Here is a 17,570-nt window from a genome sequence, read left to right as displayed (position 1 = left end):
TATAATTAAGAAGCGCATGACTACTAAACCAAAGATTTTTATTGATGGTGAATCAGGAACCACAGGCTTACAAATTTACTCACGCCTCAACCAACGGGATGATATCGAGTTAGTTAGTATTGAGGCGTCTAAACGTAAGGATGCAAATGAGCGAGCCAAACTAATTAATGCTGTTGATGTTGTCATTCTCTGCCTACCTGATGACGCAGCCCGCGAAGCTGTTGGCTTAGTCAGTAATACTAGGGTGAAAATCCTTGATGCTAGTACTGCCTATCGCACAGCCAAAGACTGGGTATATGGCTTCCCCGAACTCAATCCCGAACAGCGAGAGAAAATCGCCAGCGCTCAGTTTGTCAGTAATCCAGGCTGTTATCCTACAGGATTTTTGGCTTGTATCCGTCCGTTAATTGCCAAAGAGCTTCTCAATAGTAATTTTCCTATCACCGTTAATGCAGTGTCAGGCTACTCTGGCGGCGGAAAAAATCTGATTAAACAATACCATACCTTCCACGAACAGCAAGCTGGAGCAGAGTCAATCTATCCTTATGGCATCTACGGTTTGCAATTTGGGCATAAGCACGTCAAAGAAATGCAATATTACTCAGGGTTAGCATCGCCGCCACTGTTTATACCCGCAGTGGGAGATTTTGAGCAAGGGATGCTAGTACAAGTGCCTTTGCCACTAGGAACTTTAGATAATCCACCATCAGGTGAGGTTATCCATGAAGCGATCGCTGACTACTATCAAAGTGAAAAATTCGTGCAAGTTGTTCCATTCCAAGATTCTACTCTGCTCAGAGACGGAACGTTTTTAGATGCGATCGCACTCAATGGAACCAACTTTGTTCAGGTTTTTGTATTCGCCAATGACACTACCAAAGAAGTGTTGCTAGTTGCTCGTCTTGACAACCTGGGTAAAGGCGCATCAGGAGCCGCTGTCCAAAACCTAAACATCATGCTCGGTTTTCCAGAAGAGTTGGGATTGTCATAAAAATGAGACGCGATTAATCGCGTTTGTACTCTGGGTTGTCGATTGGAGTCTCTATGTACGGACTTTCACCGTGATTCAACACTCAACGAATCGCACCCCTACCCTTGAAAGCTACGGTGTACACACAAGTCTCTTGACCTGCACCTTTAATGCATCGACTTGCACCTTTAATGCATCGACCTGCACCTTTAATGCATTGACTTGCATCTTTAATGCATGGACTTGCACCTTTAATGCATGGACTTGCACCTTTAATGCATCGACTTGCACCTTTAATGCATTGACCTGCACCTTTAACCTTCTTTAAGTTACCGAAGAAGAATTCAGGAGTCAGGAGCCAGAATGGGCTAAACCTTAGCTATCCGCTAACAGAATTGAATTCTGTGCGACTGGTGGAGGAATCATGGTCTAGAGCAAGCGACTTCAGTCGTGGAGGAGAAAAAAGTATTCCTTGCTTGAAACCCCTGACAACTCTTGGAGACGCTGCGCGAATAGACATGGGGTATTCTGACTCCTGAATTCTGACTTCTGACTCCTTTTCATACAACAACTCTAAAAGACTTTTGTGTACACGGTAGCCCTTGAAAGGGGGAGGCAGTCCCCCATAAGAGTGTTAACAGTGTAGCGATCGCTTTAGTTTTAAAGCTACGCCTAAAGAGCCAAAGAGCAGTACACCCAAAACGTTAGTTGATTCAGGAATGGCGGTGTAATAAGTACCTACCCTAATCGGCCCATCTTGATCTGCTGGTGGGGGTGGTGCTGATGGAATGATTCCACCGCCTGGAGCTAAATTCGGCTGGGTAGCAAATCGATTGAAAAATACGGTTCCGTCTGGAATTTCGCCACCACTGTAAGTCAGAATATTGCCTTTAATGGTAACAGTTTTAAAGATATCCTCTAGACCAGGAATACTAGAGAAACCAATCCTTCCATCTCCATCAACATCTCCCCACTCCACCGATTCATTATTAAATGATGGATTAGAACTGGAATTAGTGTAGGAAAGTGTTGCTAAATCAAATACCAAGCTTCCTATATTATTCCCAGTGTCATTTAGCAAGTTGTTAGCTCGATCTGGGACACCATATTCTATTCTTAGCCCTGGTAAAATATCTTTTCCAAGGGTTCTTGGGTCTCTAATTAGGCGTATCTCTTCATTCGTAGTCGTCACTATGGGTTCTACCAATATGACGGCTCTCGCTGGTGTCAAAGATAAAAAACTAATTCCTGCTGCTCCTAAAACAGACAAGGCTATTTTGGTGGCGATTGTAGTCATATTTGTGTCCTTTTCATGAAAAGAATGCTATACCGAGTGGATTAAATCAAAGAGTAAAAACTCACTTTTAACCTGCTATTTACTTGCTAGATAAATACTGGTCAAAGTATGTTTACTCACTGAGTTTATATTTACTCATAGCTTGATTTATAAAGCAATTCTTCTAATGCTTTATCATGATAATTAGTAATTTCACGCAATCTTTATAAAAAAACTAAATTAGAATTGATGTATTGACAAATTAGACAATATATGTGGGCAGTCGATATTTTTCTCATAAACTGTGGTTTATTACTGTTTCAGGAGGATACCACGTAACAGGCTTGAGGTGAAATGGTTATAAGGTTTAAAGACTATAACAAACGGCTTTCTGATTTTGAGCAAAAAATTTTAGTTTGTTGTCCACAGTGCGATTGCACTGCTAGGGTATTGAGTGTAAACTCTGAGCAATCAAGTCTCAGTTCAATCAAAAGAATTACCTGTCAGCACTGTAGCTATACAAAACAACAGTCAAATATTGCTAAACGAAAATATAGATTGTGGCAAAACAATTACATAGCTCAAAGAAATTCCCGGTATGGAATATTAGACCATTTTTTTGGATTGCCTCTGTCGCTCCAAATCTCTTGTTGCGGTCAGGTATTATGGGCTTACAATGAAGCACATTTGAGCTTTTTGGAAAACTATGTTCAATCAACGTTGCGAGAACGCTTGGCAGATGACACATTAGGCTGGCATAATGGCAGCCTTGCCAGTCGCCTACCCCGATGGCTCAAGCTGAGGCAGGATCGGGAAAAAGTTTTACAAAAAATTCAACAGTTAAAGCACAGGTTGTAATTAAGGCTTTAAGGAATTACTTTAATCTTGTTGGTGAGCGAATTTATAACCACCCCACAGAGAAAGAGCGATCGCAATCACCAGCAAAATCGGTATAGTATACCAAGGAAACTGGGACAAGGGTAAATGGGCAGCTGCACGCAATCCAATGCTGGCGTAGGTCAACGGCAACAGGTAAACTACGACTTTGAGGGCAGATGGTAACGTACCAGGGTCAAAGAAAGTTGCTCCTAAGAAAGACATGGGGATAATGATAAAATTGTTGTAAAGTCCAACTGATTCGAGCGATCGCACACTTAAACCCACAATTACCCCTAACCCAGCAAATACTGAACAATTCAGCACTACCAACAATAAAAATAGTGGGTTGAGAAAATTCCAGTTGCCAGTCAATAGCACCGCTACCAAAATCACAGAACCGGATGTCATCAGTCCCCGCACGACTCCCGCCAGCATTTTACCGATGTGCAACGCTAAAGGGTGGATGGGAGTTAACAACAATTCCTCGAAGGTTTTGCTAAATAGTCTGTCTCCACAAATTGAAAATGTCGTACCACCAAAGCTAATCGTCATCGATGATAGCGCCACCATCCCCGGTAGTATAAATTCCAAATAGTTGTTATAGTCACCACTAATCCCTGAGCCTGGTTTGATAGAACTACCCAAACCCAAGCCAAAAGCTAAAATATATATCAGTGGAGAGATTAAGCCTGATGCAGCAACTTGTACGATTCTCACACGTAAATCTAACCAATCTCCCCAGAAAATAGTCAAACTATCAGCTAGAAGGATTTGAAGTTGCGAAGTTTTGAACTTCTTGCTTGAAAATAACGCTTTTTGAGATGTCACTTGCTTCTTCTGATTTATTAAAACTTTCTTAAGTTTTAAGTTACCTTATTTGACATATCAATTACTAGGGGGAACAAAAATTTCTCATCCGAATACGAAAAATTCGTCTGGGATAGTTATAAGCGAAAATATGTTATGGTTGGTTAATGAAATATAGAAATTAAAAACAGTTACTCTGTGATTTAAATCTGAAGCAGCATAAAAGTAATAAACATACCTTAATCGGCAGATAAATAAAAATACTTCCCAATTGTTCAAGATGGAAACAATAACCGACAAGGTTGAAATTCTGTCAATATATCTAAATAAGTTCCTAATTTATCATTTACAGCAGATTGCAACTTGGTGAGATACAGATAATCGTAGGGGCACAATATGTTTTGCCCCTACCCATGTACTTCATTTACCTGAAATACGCTGTAAGAAAAATACTGTCCTAAAAACCGCAGACAATTACAGTCAAGAATAGGCATACTGAAAGAGGGAGAAAAATTTAGACCCTCCCTGCCAAACGGCGTGAAGGTGATTAAGCAACAATGAGACGTAAACCCACTGGTAGATCGGCTACTACTTCCAAACCCTCGATTTTCCAATCCCCTATGTTTAACCTCTTTACCATTGCAATTATGGGAGGAGTATTGATTTTGGGAATTGGAATTGGTATTGCTTTTAGTTCTACAACCACGTTGGCTCCATCAAATGTGGCTTCCCGTGAATTTATTGATTTGAAAGCACCTAACCCTGAGATTTGCGTGCAGAACGGAGCCAGCGCAATGGTGATGGATGCTAGACTGTTCGTCACTCTCAACCCATTCAACGTCTATGTTTCGCAGCCGAGTATGCGTCCTGGATGTGTAATCCGACAAAATAACTGGGCGCTTTTAGAGCAACGTAAGTTGGTGACATCTGAGCAGGTAAGAGATTGCAAAAATCGCCTGAACACTTTTGGCTTTACAGGTAGCTTGGACAGTGATAAACCTGATATTAGGTGTATATATCAGAATGAAGCTGCTCAAAACTTATTTACCGCTCAACCAGGAGCAGTTGGAACGCCTCAAGAAACGGATAGATTTTAGAATTGCGAATTTCTCCCCCTGCTTCCCCTGCTCCCTCATCCCCCACTCCCTGCCTATCTATTTTTAGGAAGGGGTTGCCCAAACTCTATCACTGGGGGATTGGGAACATTGGGGATTGTTGGAATTGGAAATTCCGACATACCAAAAGGAGGAATGCTATTCAAATCACCCGGTTGATTTGGGAAAGAAGGAGGGGGAAGAATCAAAGCAGGTTGTTGAGAGGATGTATTCGGACTTAGGGGAGGTACAGTGACAAAAGGCTGCCCTGGATTATTAGTAATTGTTGACGGCAGGTTATTTGATATAGGCGGAACTGTAAGTTGTGGATTAGTAGTTATGGGTAGGTTACTAGGCGGCTGTGACTTATAAGGTGTTTGAGGTTGTTTTTTAGCGGCAGGTGGGGACTTTGCTGGTTTGACGGCAGTAGTTTTACCAGAAAGAACGGGACGTAATACCCAACGAGTGGAGTTTTTTCGGGAAACGGGTTGCAGTTGTACCTGCTTAGGATTAAAAACAGCCCCTGGTGCTAAATCTAGGACAATGCGTGTCTCGTGATCGTTGAGTTGAGAAACGCGAATACTTTTGATTGATCCAGAATAATTTTGTTGCGTGGTAACTTTGCCCAACTTGGTATTCGGTAAATCTACAACCAGACGAGAGGGTTGCGTCAGGTAGAAATAACGGGGGGTTGTGCCTGCTGAGAGAGTAATTTCGAGTTGCTGCGTCTTGGGGGAAAAACGCCAATTATCTAGCTTTGCTAATGGTGTAGCGGCAGTGCTGCAAGTTTCAAGGGCGATCGCTGCATAAAAGCCTAATATACTGATACTAAATAGCTGCTTGCCCCATTGGGAAAATTGCTTAGTGTTTAATCCCTGATCCATTCTTTTTATTTGCTCCATAAAACCCGTACAATGCGCTGACATTGCTGTTTACTTGGTGCTTCCATTCCCCAGTACAGAGGCGATTAATTGTGTCTCTCCCTACCCCCAATTCAATTAATTTTTTGGGGCACAGCAGTAAATTTCAGAGTTTGGGGAATGCCTTTTACGGTTAATTGATCTGTCATATTACCTTTATCGAACAGAATTCAGGAGTCAGGAGTCAGAATTCAGAATGAATTCTGTACGAGTGGCGGATAGCGCTGCGTATACCCTTCGGGATGCTTCGCTTAGAGCGAGTACTCGAGCGTCGCGTCTGAATAAACGGGTTTAAAACCCCCACCAAATTGAAAATTTGGTGGTCTTAAAGACGCTCGATGACTCGCTAACGCTACGCTATCAGTGGTGGGTCTGAATCCCCCACTGATTTATTCTGACTCCTGTTAGCGGTAGCGGGGCGTTTAGCCCATTCTGACTTCTGAATTCTTCTTCAACTACAAGTTGCATTTGAATTGTGACTGAGTTCAGAGGATCATTTTGGGGGCGAGGAATACTACAAAGGATTGATTTACCAACTTTTCCAGATAAATTTAATTGTTGATTTCTGAAGATGCCTGCCAGAGAGTGCTTTTCGTTAGTATCGGCGTTGTAAGTTGCTGATAATACAGAGGCATTTAAGTAAATACTTAACTGCTGAATGCTTAACGTCAGGGTATCCGATTTTTCACAGTTAGGCAAATTCTCAGCTAGGGTGAGACATAGCCGCCCGTTAACTGAAGGAGGAACTGCTAACAAACACCAAGCGGTGACATCATCCACTGCTGCACAAGTTAACGCCAACGTTCCTAAACGCGTTCCTTGTAAATTATTTCAAGAATTTTGATAATTTTAGAAGCTACATCTTGAAGAATGAGAGCCTCAAATCCTCGATTTCTTAAAGAAGCCGGGGATCTTTTTGTTCATAAATTATTTAAGATTGCTATAGCCAGAATCAAAGGAGAACATTTTACCCCATTACTAGATAATTAAAATTGCTTAGGTAGAAGATTTTTCATAGATTGTACCATGCAATAAAAAGGCTATCAGTGGTGATGCCATAAGGGTAGTAATGACGGCCATGATAACCATTATAGTGAATAAAGTTGGGGTAATTATACCTTGTTCTAGACCAATATTGAGGATGATTAACTCCATCAAACCACGAGCATTCATCAGAGCGCCAATAGTTGCCGATTCGCGCCAATTTTCCCCCGTCAATTTAGCAGCTAACATACAAGCAACACCTTTACCGAGAATGGCAATCGCAACAATTAACAGCGTAACTCCCCACAAAATAGGTGTGTTTACCAATCCGATTTGAGTGTTCAATCCAGAGAAGACAAAAAATATCGGTAATAAAAAAGAAGTAGTCAAAAACTCGGTATATTGGCGAATTTGTTGGGCGAATTCCCCCCGTGGTGTCACTGCTCCCAGCACAAAAGCACCGAATATTGCATAGATGCCTGTGATATCAGTAAACCATGCACAAAACATCAAAATTATCAACATCAAAGTCAGGGTTTGTCTGTTTACACCTGCATCCCGTTTTGTCATGCGTGTGAACGCTTTCAGTAGAGGTTGACCGAGAAAAATCGCAAATAGCACATAGCAAATGCCACCACCAATTGCTAAGACGGCAATGCTTAAAGAATTTTTCACGCTAGCAAGCACAATTGCCAGCAAACACCAAGCAACGGCATCATCTACCGATGCTGCACCTAAAGCCAAAGTACCGAAGCGAGTTTGTGCAAGACCGCGTTCGTAAAGAATGCGAGCTAACATGGGAAAAGCCGTAATTGTCATCGATGCACCTAGATACAAAGCGGCTGACCAAGGCATTACGTTTGGTTGAAAAAAATCGCCATTATGATAAAACCAAAAAGATGCGATCGCTCCTAAAATAAAAGGAGTAATAATCCCAGCCGCAGATAGCAAACTTGCACTTTTAATATGGTGTTTTAACAGTTTGGTGTTAAACTCCAAACCAATCAAAAACATATAAATTACCAACCCAATCTGGCTAATAGCATATAAAATCGACATCGATGGATTGGGTATCTTGAGTCCAACAGCAGTAATAATGGGAAGCTTAGGAAACAGCCATTGCTGAAAATCTGGTGCAATCAATCCTAAAAGTGATGGCCTCCTAGCATTACACCTGCAATCATTTCACAAACAACATCGGTTTGACCAAGATAGCGGCGTCCTAAAATCGTGACGATGCGACAAGTGGCTAAAATAACTGTGAGTTGTAGAAATAGTTGAATAACCAAATCAAAATTTGACATTGCACTTCCTTAATTTGCGTCTCTGCATTGAAGAATCTCCCCAGCCCAGATCCCAAACCTATACCGCTTTCAAACCGACATTCTGCTTGTCAATCGGGTTTGAGACGCGCTAACCCTGAGATTGTGAGATGCTTGTCCGCAGCCAAAGAGCGCAACCACCCCACAAAACTAGATAATCTATTTGTTGGAAATCCTTTATGGTAGGATACTTCACACGCAGTAGGTACAAGATTAACTAAAAAAATCTCCAAACGGCAAAAGTAGAATCAAAAACGGCAAAGTGCATGGCAAGATCACTTATTAACAAAGATAGAAAGAAAAAAAATTAAAGTAGCAGATAAATTCTCTAGATGCTATTCTAAGTGCAAAAACGTTCTATATAGTAGTTAATTTAGTATGTATGCAAACATTAATTATTGATAATTATGACTCTTATACCTTTAATCTTTACCAGATGATTGCCGAGGTAAATGGGGAACTACCCTTAGTAATTCATAACGATCAGTTTAACTGGGATGAATTGAAAGAAATTGCATTTGATAATATTGTGATTTCACCTGGCCCTGGTCGTCCAGAAAAATCAAAAGATTTTGGAGTCTGCCAACAAATAATTGAAAACGTTGATGTGCCCTTACTGGGGGTTTGTCTGGGGCATCAAGGGCTTGGCTACTTATATGGTGGCAGAGTGATTCATGCACCGGAAGTTAGACACGGTAGACTCAGTAAAATTTATCATAATGATTCGGAATTATTTCAGGGTATTTCTCATCAGTTTTCTGTGGTGCGCTATCATTCGTTGTTAGTTGCCGATCAGCTCCCTGAGTGTCTAGAAAAAATTGCTTGGACTGAAGAAGGACTAGTGATGGGATTGCGTCATCGGTATCTACCTTTTTGGGGTGTGCAGTTTCATCCAGAGTCTATCTGTACAGAATATGGACAAAGATTATTAGAAAACTTTCGAGATATTACACTGCAATTTACAGAAAAATCGTCAATAAATCGAGAAAAACAGCATTGGAGCGGATATGGATTTATTGCTCCTTCTATCAAGAAATCTTGCCAAAAACAAGAAGAGAGGTTTGAACTTCATAGACGCAAACTGGATATTTGTCCGAACACAGAACAAATATTTGTCCATTTATTTCGGCAAGCACCAAATGCTTTTTGGTTAGACAGTAGCCGTGTGGAAACCGATTTATCTCGCTTCTCGTTTATGGGCGACGGAAACGGAGAAAACAGCCTTTTGGTACGCTATCATACCCAAAGGCAAGAAATTACGATCGCACACTCAGATCGTGTTACCCATCATCGCGAAAGTATTTTCGACTATCTTAAACGAGAAATTGACCTCCGAAGTTGCCAAGCTGATGATTTACCGTTTGATTTTAACTGTGGATTTGTTGGCTATTTTGGCTATGAACTCAAGGCAGAATGTGGATCGTCATTGGTGCATTCTTCACCATTACCTGATGCAATTTTTTTACTTGCCGATCGCATGATTGCCATCGATCATCAAGAACAATGTCTTTATTTACTGCAATTAATCAAAAAAGGACAAACGGAACAGGTAGAAACTTGGTTTGAGACTATCCAACAACAACTCGAAAATCTAGATCCTCTTTCTTCAGATGTACCGCCGGAAAATTCTCAGCCAGTCAAGTTTCGTTTGAGTCGCACTTATCAAAACTATATTCAAGATATTCACCAATGTTTAGACGAGATTCACGAAGGGGAAACTTATCAAGTTTGCCTGACGAATCAGCTACACACCAATGCGACACCCGATCCATTGACCTTCTATCGCACATTACGTAAAATCAATCCTGCTCCTTACTCTGCATTTTTACGTTTTGGTAAAATTGCGATCGCCTGCTCATCTCCAGAAAGATTTCTACGCATTGATCGTCAAGGTTGGGTAGAAACTAAGCCTATTAAGGGAACCTTACCACGAGGAGAAACCCCCGAAGCCGATTTCGTCCTCCGTGAAAAACTACGCAACAGCGAAAAAGACCGCGCTGAAAATCTGATGATTGTGGATCTATTACGCAATGATTTGGGACAAGTCTGTGAAGTTGGTAGCATTCATGTACCAAAATTAATGGATGTGGAAACATATCCAACAGTACATCAGTTGGTGACAACGGTACGCGGACGGTTACGCGCAGATGTACAAGCGGTGGATTGCGTGCAGGCTTCATTTCCCGGAGGATCGATGACCGGTGCGCCGAAAATTCGTACTATGCAAATTATCGATCGCCTGGAACAAGAAGCGCGGGGAGTGTATTCAGGAGCGATCGGCTTTTTGGGCTTGAATGGTTCAGCCGATTTGAATATTGTGATTCGGACTGCTGTTTTGACTCCTGAGCAAACCTCCATTGGTATCGGTGGCGGCATCATAGCGCTTTCTGAGCCGGAGATGGAGTTTCAGGAAACGCTGCTTAAAGCCAAAGCATTAATCGACGCTCTGGTTATAACGATGCACGGAACATCTGAACCAGATATCTATCCCATTTTGGGATTAGAAACAACAACTGCTGATGGTTATGAAAAATTAACAGCTTAAATTAGAGCTTGAAATCGGCATTCCGCAGGGTGGAGGTCAAAATAATTCTTGAAGAAGAATTCAGAATTCAGAAGTCAGAATTCAGGAGTCAGAATCAAGACGCTCGTTCGCGCAGCGTGCCGTAGGCAAGACTCGCTAACGCAACTCTTAGAGACGCTAAAAGCGAACGCTATCAGTCGGGGATTCAGACCCTCGACTGATTGAAGACCACCAAATTTTCAATTTGGTGGGGGTGCAAAAACTCCGATTATTCAGACGCGACGCTCGAGTACTCGCTAACGCTGCGCTATCCGCCAGTCGTACAGAATTCATTCTGAATTCTGACTCCTGACTCCTGAATTCTGTTCGATAATTAATAGTCATTAATTCATAACATAAGGAAAACCTGATGCATAAATACACTTTATTGATTGAGGAATAAATTTAAAGATAAAGAGTATTTACCGCAAATCAGGGTTAAAAACAAGATGCTAAAGTTCATAAATGGCACAAAATTGAGTGAAATTAACCTAGAAAGGCGACCTTTGGCAAACAAGCCATCTCTAAAAGTTTACGATTCTTCATCCAGGAAAATTGTTGTAGATGTAGCTTAGATAACAGCAATCTGATAAGATTTTTAAGAAGTAGAATAATAGCTTATTCTCTTTTTCTTCAACCCACTGATTTTGGGTCTTTTTTAGGAAAGGAAAATAAAATAATGTCTTATCTATTGTGGAAAACTCTGGTACTAAGTCCAGTAGTTTTGGGAGTGACGGTGTTGGTTTCTGCTAGGGCTATGGCTGCTGAAGTAGCAAGCTCTTTTGAAGATACAAAGGTAAAATCTGCTCAGATAGAAGCACCAATAGCTTCTAATGCTTCAATATTTATTCCAATAGAGCAACCAAAAGTTAATCAGCAATTGATTGCCCAAAAGACTGAAGACAATAAGGTTTTAGAACAAGTTAATCGCTACAGCAGCGAAGGCAAGAGCCAAAATTCACTGTCTCAAGTCACATCAGTTTCTCAGTTTTCTGATGTACAGCCGACTGACTGGGCATTCCAAGCTTTACAATCCTTAGTAGAGCGCTACGGTTGTATAGCAGGATATCCAAATGGTACTTATCGCGGCAACCGGGCGCTGACTCGTTATGAATTTGCCGCAGGTTTGAATGCTTGTTTAGATCGGGTTAATGAACTGATTGCCACAGCAACTGCTGACTTGGTATCAAAACAGGATTTAGCGACCCTCCAGCGTTTGCAAGAGGAATACTCGGCAGAACTGGCAACTTTGCGTGGTCGAGTAGATGCTGTAGAAGCACGGACTGCTGAACTAGAAGCTAATCAGTTTTCTACTACCACAAAATTGGTAGGTGAAGCTGTTTTTGCTGTTACCGATATTTTTGGTGGTACCACTGGCGATGTTAACAATACTGTCTTCCAAGATAGGGTACGTTTAGACTTGCAAACCAGTTTCACTGGTAGAGACGTTTTACACACCCGTCTTGCAGCCGGTAATGCACAAGCTTTTACCCAAGTAGGGGCTGGTGGCGCTGCGATTGATACTGTTGAGGGCACACAAACGTTTCAAGTCGGCAGCACTGGTAACAATGGTGTAATTATAGACTGGCTAGCGTATTACGTACCCATCGGCCCCGTCCAAGCTTACTTTGCGGCCACCGGAGGTATTCATAGCGATTATGTTGCCACTAACAACCCTTACTTTGAGGATTTTGATGGTGGTAATGGTGCTTTGTCTACCTTTGCTTCTGAAAGTCCCATCTATCGGATTGGTGGTGGTGCTGGTGCAGCACTGACTTTACCCTTTGGTAAAGGCGGCAGCTTTTTGCAATCAAGTTCACTAACTGTCGGATATTTGGCATCAAATGCTAATAACCCTGGGCCGAGTCAAGGTTTGTTAGAGGGTAACTATGCAGCTTTAGGACAGTTAAACTTTAGTGTTGGCGATCGCTTGGCGATCGCTGCTACCTACGTTCATGGTTATCATGGTGCTGGAGGTGGTAATTTATTTGATGCAGGTAGTGGTTTAGCTGGCACTAACCGCGTCGTAGGTACTGGTCAAGCCAACACACTTCTAAACGCATCTTCCAGTAATTCTTATGGTGTGTCGGCAGCCTTCAGACCCAGCGACAAACTGTCAATTAGTGGCTTCGTTTCTTACCACGATATCTCAGGCGTTGGTGCTGGTGATGATTATGAAGCTTGGAGCTACGGTCTTGGGGTAGCCTTACCTGACTTCGGTAAAAGAGGTAATGTATTGGGTATTTTTGCTGGTGCAGAACCATATTCCTTTAACCGAGGAGGAGTTTTTGCTGGTACTGGTAATGATATACCTTATCACTTTGAAGGCTTTTACAAGTATCGCTTGTCGGATAACATTTCTATTACCCCTGGTGTTATCTGGTTGACTTCTCCTGGTCAAAATAGCGATAACGATGATGCAATTATCGGTACATTGAGAACAACTTTCACCTTCTAAAGGTTGGCGATAGAGGCGCACAGATGTGCGCCTCTACTATGGGAATTTGATTTTCTAATAATTAGACAGCTAGTGAAATTAAATATTACGTTATCCAAAACCTTTGTAGAGACGTAGCAATGCTACGTCTCTACAATCTTTTGGAAGTAGTAGCCCAAGTTTTCAATACTGTGATGATTCTCAGCTGAGGCGATCACTGTGTAGGTGGAAGCCCATTAGACAGTTGTATCATGGGTATCGGGTTTATGAGAAGAATTCAGAACTCAGGAGTCAGAAAAAAGCCATGAATTCTGTACGAGTGGGTGATAGCGCCGGCGGCAAGCGAGTCCTCGAACATCGCGTCTGAATATTGGTTAAAACCGTACCGTCCCGCTACGCGCTTTCGCCCCTGGTGGGCGAAACTAAAATAAATATTTTTCGTAATCAAAACTCTATTCTATCCCGCAAGTGGCGTAAAGTATTCAGAATTCAGAATTCAGAATTCAGAATTCTGACTCCTGGTTTATTTGATTTGACAAGCGATCGCCATGACAATATTACTGATAAAATATCCAAAATGCGAGAACTTTACCCAGCGATCCAACCTTACTTAGAAGGTAGTTTAAAGGTTTCTGACCTTCACACCATTCATTTTGAAGAGTCAGGGAATCCACAAGGTAAACCTATCGTTTTGCTGCATGGGGGCCCTGGTGGTGGATGTCCAGCTTTTTATCGGCAAATATTTTCACCCCGAAAAATGGCGGTTAGTCATGTTTGACCAGCGTGGTTGTGGTCAAAGTACGCCCCATGCTGAATTACGAGAAAACACCACTTGGGATTTAGTTAGTGATATCGAAAAACTGCGCCAACATTTAGGTATAGAAAAGTGGGCGGTCTTTGGTGGAAGCTGGGGTAGCACTTTATCATTAGCCTACAGTCAAACCCATCCCTCTCGATGCACGGCATTAATTCTCCGTGGCATCTTCATGCTGAGACAAAAAGAGTTGCGATGGTTTTACCAAGAGGGTGCTAGCTATATTTTTCCTGATGCTTGGGAAGAGTATATCAAACCGATTGCGATCGCAGAACGTGATGATCTGATCGCAGCATATTATAAACACTTGACCAGTCCAGATTTAGAAATTCAATTAACAGCAGCGCGTGCTTGGTCAATTTGGGAAGCCAGTACAAGTAGACTTTTTTTCGATGCAGAACTCATGCAAAAGTTTAGCGGGAGTGAATTTGCTTCAGCTTTCGCACGTATTGAATGCCATTACTTTATGAATAAGGGATTTTTTGAAACAGAAGATCAATTACTCTTAAATATAGACCGCATCCGCCATATTCCCTCTGTAATTGTTCAGGGACGTTATGATGTAGTTTGCCCAATGATATCAGCTTGGGAACTACATCGAGCTTGGACAGAAGCAGAATTTATAGTAGTTCCTGATGCCGGACATTCGATGAGTGAACCAGGAATTCTTAGTGCTTTGATTGAGGCAACAGATAATATTTAATTTTAAAAGATATTGGATTATATATTATTGCTCATTTACTTAAGAGCCAAATCCACAAAAGTGAGATTTAACTTGGAAAAAACTTTTAAGGATTCGTTTAAGTGAATTAAACTTAACCCGCCTGATAGCTTTATTTACTTCTACCCATTGTCGTTTTCTTTTATTTGCTTCTGGATAATCTTCACTCAGCATATCCACGGCTAACAAGTACATCTTGACATGGTAAGTTTTGCCTTGTTTGCGGTACTTGTAAGTGCCCAGTTTATTCATATCTACCTGCCCAATCACCCCCGCTTCTTCCCACGCCTCTTTTGCTGCTGAATCAGGCGGACTCATACCATTAGGAATATCTCCTTTCGGAATGACCCAGTGTTGAAAGTCACGGGTTGTGATCAGCAAGATTTCAATTTTACCATTGTTTACTCTGTAAGGAATTGCCCCAGACTGGGTAAACACTTTGCTGACTTTTTGGCTCATGAAATTTGCATCCAGTAAGGTCTAGCTTTTTTGTACAACGTTTACTTCAGAAAGTCGAGAGCTGATACTGGATAAATTTTAGTTAAGCTTAGATTATGAAAAGGTTAAAAACACTTTTAACTATACTTACCCGTAGAGTATTACAAATTACGAATTACGAATTATCGGCAAGTATATAGTAAAAGTTGCCCCTTGATTTGGTGTGCTGCTGGCGATAATACTACCTTGATGGGCTTCAATAATGTCTAAATTTGGGTCAGAAGTGGCTAATAGACTGCCTTGTTGATTAAAAACACGTAGGGTTATAGTTTGTGGTGCCCCATACCGTTGCACCAGCACCTTTACCTGTTTAATATATAAGCCACGAAAAAGACTTGAAGTAGGAGGAGTCTATAAAACCAAACCTCAATTGGCAGTCGAAATAATTGAAACATTGCTCAAAATTGGGTTTAATTTTGATTTGGTTTTAGCGGATAGTCTGTATGGCGAAAGTCCAACATTTATTACTGTGTTGTTCAAGCATATAGCGGTATGCAGTTGAGTGAGATACAAAAACTTTGCTGAAATGATTTGACAGTAAGGACTTTGGTGTTTTCATCCAATCGATAACCGCTATAATTTACTCTTGACTATTACTGTTCCTTGTTGGAGAAATTTTATCGTAAAACTTGTTCCGCCTCCTACTTCACTATCTACATAAATTTCTCCATGATGTATTTCTAAACACTTTTTAACCACAGCAAGTCCTAGTCCACTGCCAACAATCTTGCCTACATTATTAGCACGATGAAAAGGCTCAAATAAATGCTCTTCAAATTCGTCAGGAATTCCTATTCCATTATCTTTAACTTGGAAAAATATTGCGGATGGCTCACAACTAAGAGTTAGGGAAATACTTCCCTCTGGAGGTGAATATTTCATTGCATTTGAAAGTAAGTTACTGAGGATTGAATACAGTATATGTTCGTCTAATTTGGCATGAGTACAGTTCCCTTGACTGATAAATTTAATAGTATGCTGTTGTTGATTAGAAAATTGGAGGTCTTCTATCAAATTAATGCAAAATGCTTCTAAATCCATCAGTTCTGGATGAAATTCTAATTTTCCAGCTTCTGCCCTAGTCAAAGTTAAAATATCGGTTAGTAACTGGTTCATTGACCTAGCTGAAGATTGAATGCGATACAGATTTTTAAGTTTCTTCTCTTCCGTCCACTGCTGATTACTTTGAGCCAATAGTTGAGCCGAACCCAATATAATACTCAATGGGGTACGAAATTCATGGGATACCATTGAAAAAAAACCTAACTTCAATTCACTAAGTTCTTTTTCTTGAGCTAAAGTTTTTTGAATAGTTTCTGCTTGCTGACGCTTAACTAATTGTTGATAAAGCAAAGCATAAACGCCTAATAAAATGGCAAAGCTCAAGAAAGTACTAAGGAATTCAATCAACATCCGGTTGCGGATATTATCTTGAGAATGTCTCACTGAGATTTGCAGTAACTGTTCCTCCCTAGCTTGCATTTGAGTAAGTGTTTCACGGATTTGATTACGGTTTTGGTTGCCTTGAGTAACTAGAGGTGCTTGAATAGCAAAGCTTGATTTACCTGCTTCTTTGAGGTTAATTGACTGTTTAGATAATTGAACTCTTTGAGCAATGAGGAATTTTAGTTTTGTTATTTGCTGCTGTTGATAAGAGTCATCAGCAATTTGTTGCTGCAATTTTTTAACTTTGGCATCTAGGTTTTGCATTGCTTGATAGTAACGTTTGAGTTCTGATTGCTCCCTATATAGGATATAACCTCTGCGTCCGGCTTCTGCATCGGTTAGTGTAGCGAAGATGTCAATTACATTTTTCATTACCTCATGTGTGTCCTTTACTTGATTGCTACTTGCAATTAACTGAGTAGCATTTTGGTAAGAAATAAGACTAGCTGTACTCATTAATAATAAGCTCAAGCCAAAGCCAGAGGCAATCCATTTCCTTTCTAGTGACCATTTCATAGAAAAAACTAATTAATCATTAATGGTTCAGAGTCCATATTTTATCCAAGACCTTACATCAAAGTAAAGATTTTTCCAACAGAAGCTTAGTTTAAAATTATTTTTCTTAATAACCGATTTCTACCCGATTTTTGCCTTTTATCTCTACAAGCAGTTGTTAAAATACTACTTAAATTAAAACTCTCTTGCACTAAAATATCTCCAAATAAATTTGATTATTTGTTTGGAGAATTTTAATTTTATATAGTAAAACTCAGGTTTTATTTAAAAAAATCATTACAACTCAAAAAGGGTATGGCTTTTTGACCATTACCTGCTAAACC

At 40.8% G+C, this 17,570-nt stretch carries 16 protein-coding genes and 2 pseudogenes; 8 read left to right on the top strand and 10 right to left on the bottom strand.

Going from position 1 to position 17,570, the window contains the following annotated elements:
* Nucleotides 1–16 precede the first annotated feature (16 nt).
* The gene (gene argC, locus ANSO36C_RS29065; RefSeq protein WP_251957590.1) at nt 17–991 is read left to right on the top strand and encodes an N-acetyl-gamma-glutamyl-phosphate reductase; all 975 of its coding nucleotides are present in this window, start codon (nt 17–19) and stop codon (nt 989–991) included.
* A 111-nt stretch (nt 992–1,102) separates the two neighbouring features.
* Here the strand turns inward: argC and ANSO36C_RS29060 are convergent, their stop codons facing one another.
* Together ANSO36C_RS29060 and ANSO36C_RS29055 are read right to left on the bottom strand one after the other, a co-directional pair.
* Nucleotides 1,103–1,282 carry a hypothetical protein gene (locus ANSO36C_RS29060; protein WP_251957589.1) on the bottom strand — a complete coding sequence of 60 codons (180 nt, stop codon included), beginning with the start codon at nt 1,280–1,282 and terminating at the stop codon, nt 1,103–1,105.
* 322 nt (nt 1,283–1,604) lie between these two features.
* Nucleotides 1,605–2,267, bottom strand: coding sequence for a hypothetical protein (locus ANSO36C_RS29055; protein ID WP_251957588.1), 663 nt, complete (start codon nt 2,265–2,267; stop codon nt 1,605–1,607).
* Nucleotides 2,268–2,600: 333 nt separating this feature from the next.
* Here ANSO36C_RS29055 and ANSO36C_RS29050 point away from each other — a divergent pair, with 333 nt between their 5' ends.
* A complete protein-coding gene (locus ANSO36C_RS29050; protein ID WP_251957587.1) occupies nt 2,601–3,104 on the top strand; it encodes a hypothetical protein in 504 nt (167 codons plus the stop codon).
* Nucleotides 3,105–3,125: 21 nt separating this feature from the next.
* On the opposite strand, the gene ANSO36C_RS29045 is transcribed toward ANSO36C_RS29050, so the two are convergent.
* Nucleotides 3,126–3,953, bottom strand: coding sequence for an ABC transporter permease (locus tag ANSO36C_RS29045; RefSeq protein ID WP_251957586.1), 828 nt, complete (start codon nt 3,951–3,953; stop codon nt 3,126–3,128).
* 536 nt (nt 3,954–4,489) lie between these two features.
* Between ANSO36C_RS29045 and ANSO36C_RS29040 the strand changes: the two genes are divergently transcribed.
* Nucleotides 4,490–5,029, top strand: coding sequence for a DUF3172 domain-containing protein (locus ANSO36C_RS29040; RefSeq protein ID WP_190940800.1), 540 nt, complete (start codon nt 4,490–4,492; stop codon nt 5,027–5,029).
* Nucleotides 5,030–5,082: 53 nt separating this feature from the next.
* Here ANSO36C_RS29040 and ANSO36C_RS29035 read toward each other — a convergent pair whose 3' ends face one another.
* From ANSO36C_RS29035 to ANSO36C_RS29020, 4 genes are all read right to left on the bottom strand, one after another.
* Nucleotides 5,083–5,910: an AMIN domain-containing protein gene (locus tag ANSO36C_RS29035; RefSeq protein WP_251957585.1), complete on the bottom strand. Its 828-nt coding sequence runs from the start codon at nt 5,908–5,910 to the stop codon at nt 5,083–5,085.
* Nucleotides 5,911–6,306: 396 nt separating this feature from the next.
* Nucleotides 6,307–6,747, bottom strand: a complete 441-nt coding sequence (locus ANSO36C_RS29030; protein WP_251957584.1) for a hypothetical protein — start codon at nt 6,745–6,747, stop codon at nt 6,307–6,309.
* A 195-nt stretch (nt 6,748–6,942) separates the two neighbouring features.
* On the bottom strand, nt 6,943–8,073 hold the full coding sequence (locus ANSO36C_RS29025; RefSeq protein ID WP_251957583.1) for a cation:proton antiporter: 1,131 nt from the start codon (nt 8,071–8,073) through the stop codon (nt 6,943–6,945).
* A 2-nt stretch (nt 8,074–8,075) separates the two neighbouring features.
* A complete protein-coding gene (locus ANSO36C_RS29020; protein WP_251957582.1) occupies nt 8,076–8,234 on the bottom strand; it encodes a hypothetical protein in 159 nt (52 codons plus the stop codon).
* 400 nt (nt 8,235–8,634) lie between these two features.
* Here ANSO36C_RS29020 and pabB point away from each other — a divergent pair, with 400 nt between their 5' ends.
* The 4 genes and pseudogenes from pabB to pip all read left to right on the top strand — a co-directional run bounded on the left by pabB (nt 8,635) and on the right by pip (nt 14,769).
* Nucleotides 8,635–10,797 carry an aminodeoxychorismate synthase component I gene (gene pabB / locus ANSO36C_RS29015; protein ID WP_251957581.1) on the top strand — a complete coding sequence of 721 codons (2,163 nt, stop codon included), beginning with the start codon at nt 8,635–8,637 and terminating at the stop codon, nt 10,795–10,797.
* A gap of 467 nt (nt 10,798–11,264) precedes the next feature.
* Complete coding sequence (locus tag ANSO36C_RS34020) at nt 11,265–11,390, top strand: hypothetical protein (RefSeq protein ID WP_267145344.1); 126 nt, start codon at nt 11,265–11,267, stop codon at nt 11,388–11,390.
* 104 nt (nt 11,391–11,494) lie between these two features.
* Nucleotides 11,495–13,273, top strand: a complete 1,779-nt coding sequence (locus tag ANSO36C_RS29010) for an iron uptake porin (RefSeq protein ID WP_251957580.1) — start codon at nt 11,495–11,497, stop codon at nt 13,271–13,273.
* A gap of 556 nt (nt 13,274–13,829) precedes the next feature.
* Nucleotides 13,830–14,769: pseudogene (pip, locus tag ANSO36C_RS29005) on the top strand (prolyl aminopeptidase).
* Between the two features lie 39 nt (nt 14,770–14,808).
* On the opposite strand, the gene ANSO36C_RS29000 reads toward pip, so the two are convergent.
* The gene (locus ANSO36C_RS29000) at nt 14,809–15,246 is read right to left on the bottom strand and encodes an NUDIX hydrolase (RefSeq protein WP_251957579.1); all 438 of its coding nucleotides are present in this window, start codon (nt 15,244–15,246) and stop codon (nt 14,809–14,811) included.
* Nucleotides 15,247–15,393: 147 nt separating this feature from the next.
* Complete coding sequence (locus ANSO36C_RS28995; protein ID WP_251957578.1) at nt 15,394–15,579, bottom strand: hypothetical protein; 186 nt, start codon at nt 15,577–15,579, stop codon at nt 15,394–15,396.
* A gap of 16 nt (nt 15,580–15,595) precedes the next feature.
* Between ANSO36C_RS28995 and ANSO36C_RS35335 the strand changes: the two are divergent.
* A pseudogene (locus ANSO36C_RS35335) lies at nt 15,596–15,769 on the top strand (IS701 family transposase); the annotation flags it as partial.
* A gap of 89 nt (nt 15,770–15,858) precedes the next feature.
* Here ANSO36C_RS35335 and ANSO36C_RS28990 read toward each other — a convergent pair.
* A complete protein-coding gene (locus tag ANSO36C_RS28990; RefSeq protein ID WP_251957577.1) occupies nt 15,859–17,247 on the bottom strand; it encodes a sensor histidine kinase in 1,389 nt (462 codons plus the stop codon).
* Nucleotides 17,248–17,570 lie beyond the last annotated feature (323 nt).

This window comes from Nostoc cf. commune SO-36, assembly GCF_023734775.1.
Taxonomy (GTDB): Bacteria; Cyanobacteriota; Cyanobacteriia; order Cyanobacteriales; family Nostocaceae; genus Nostoc; species Nostoc commune_A.
This window is presented reverse-complemented; position numbering and strand designations above follow the sequence as displayed.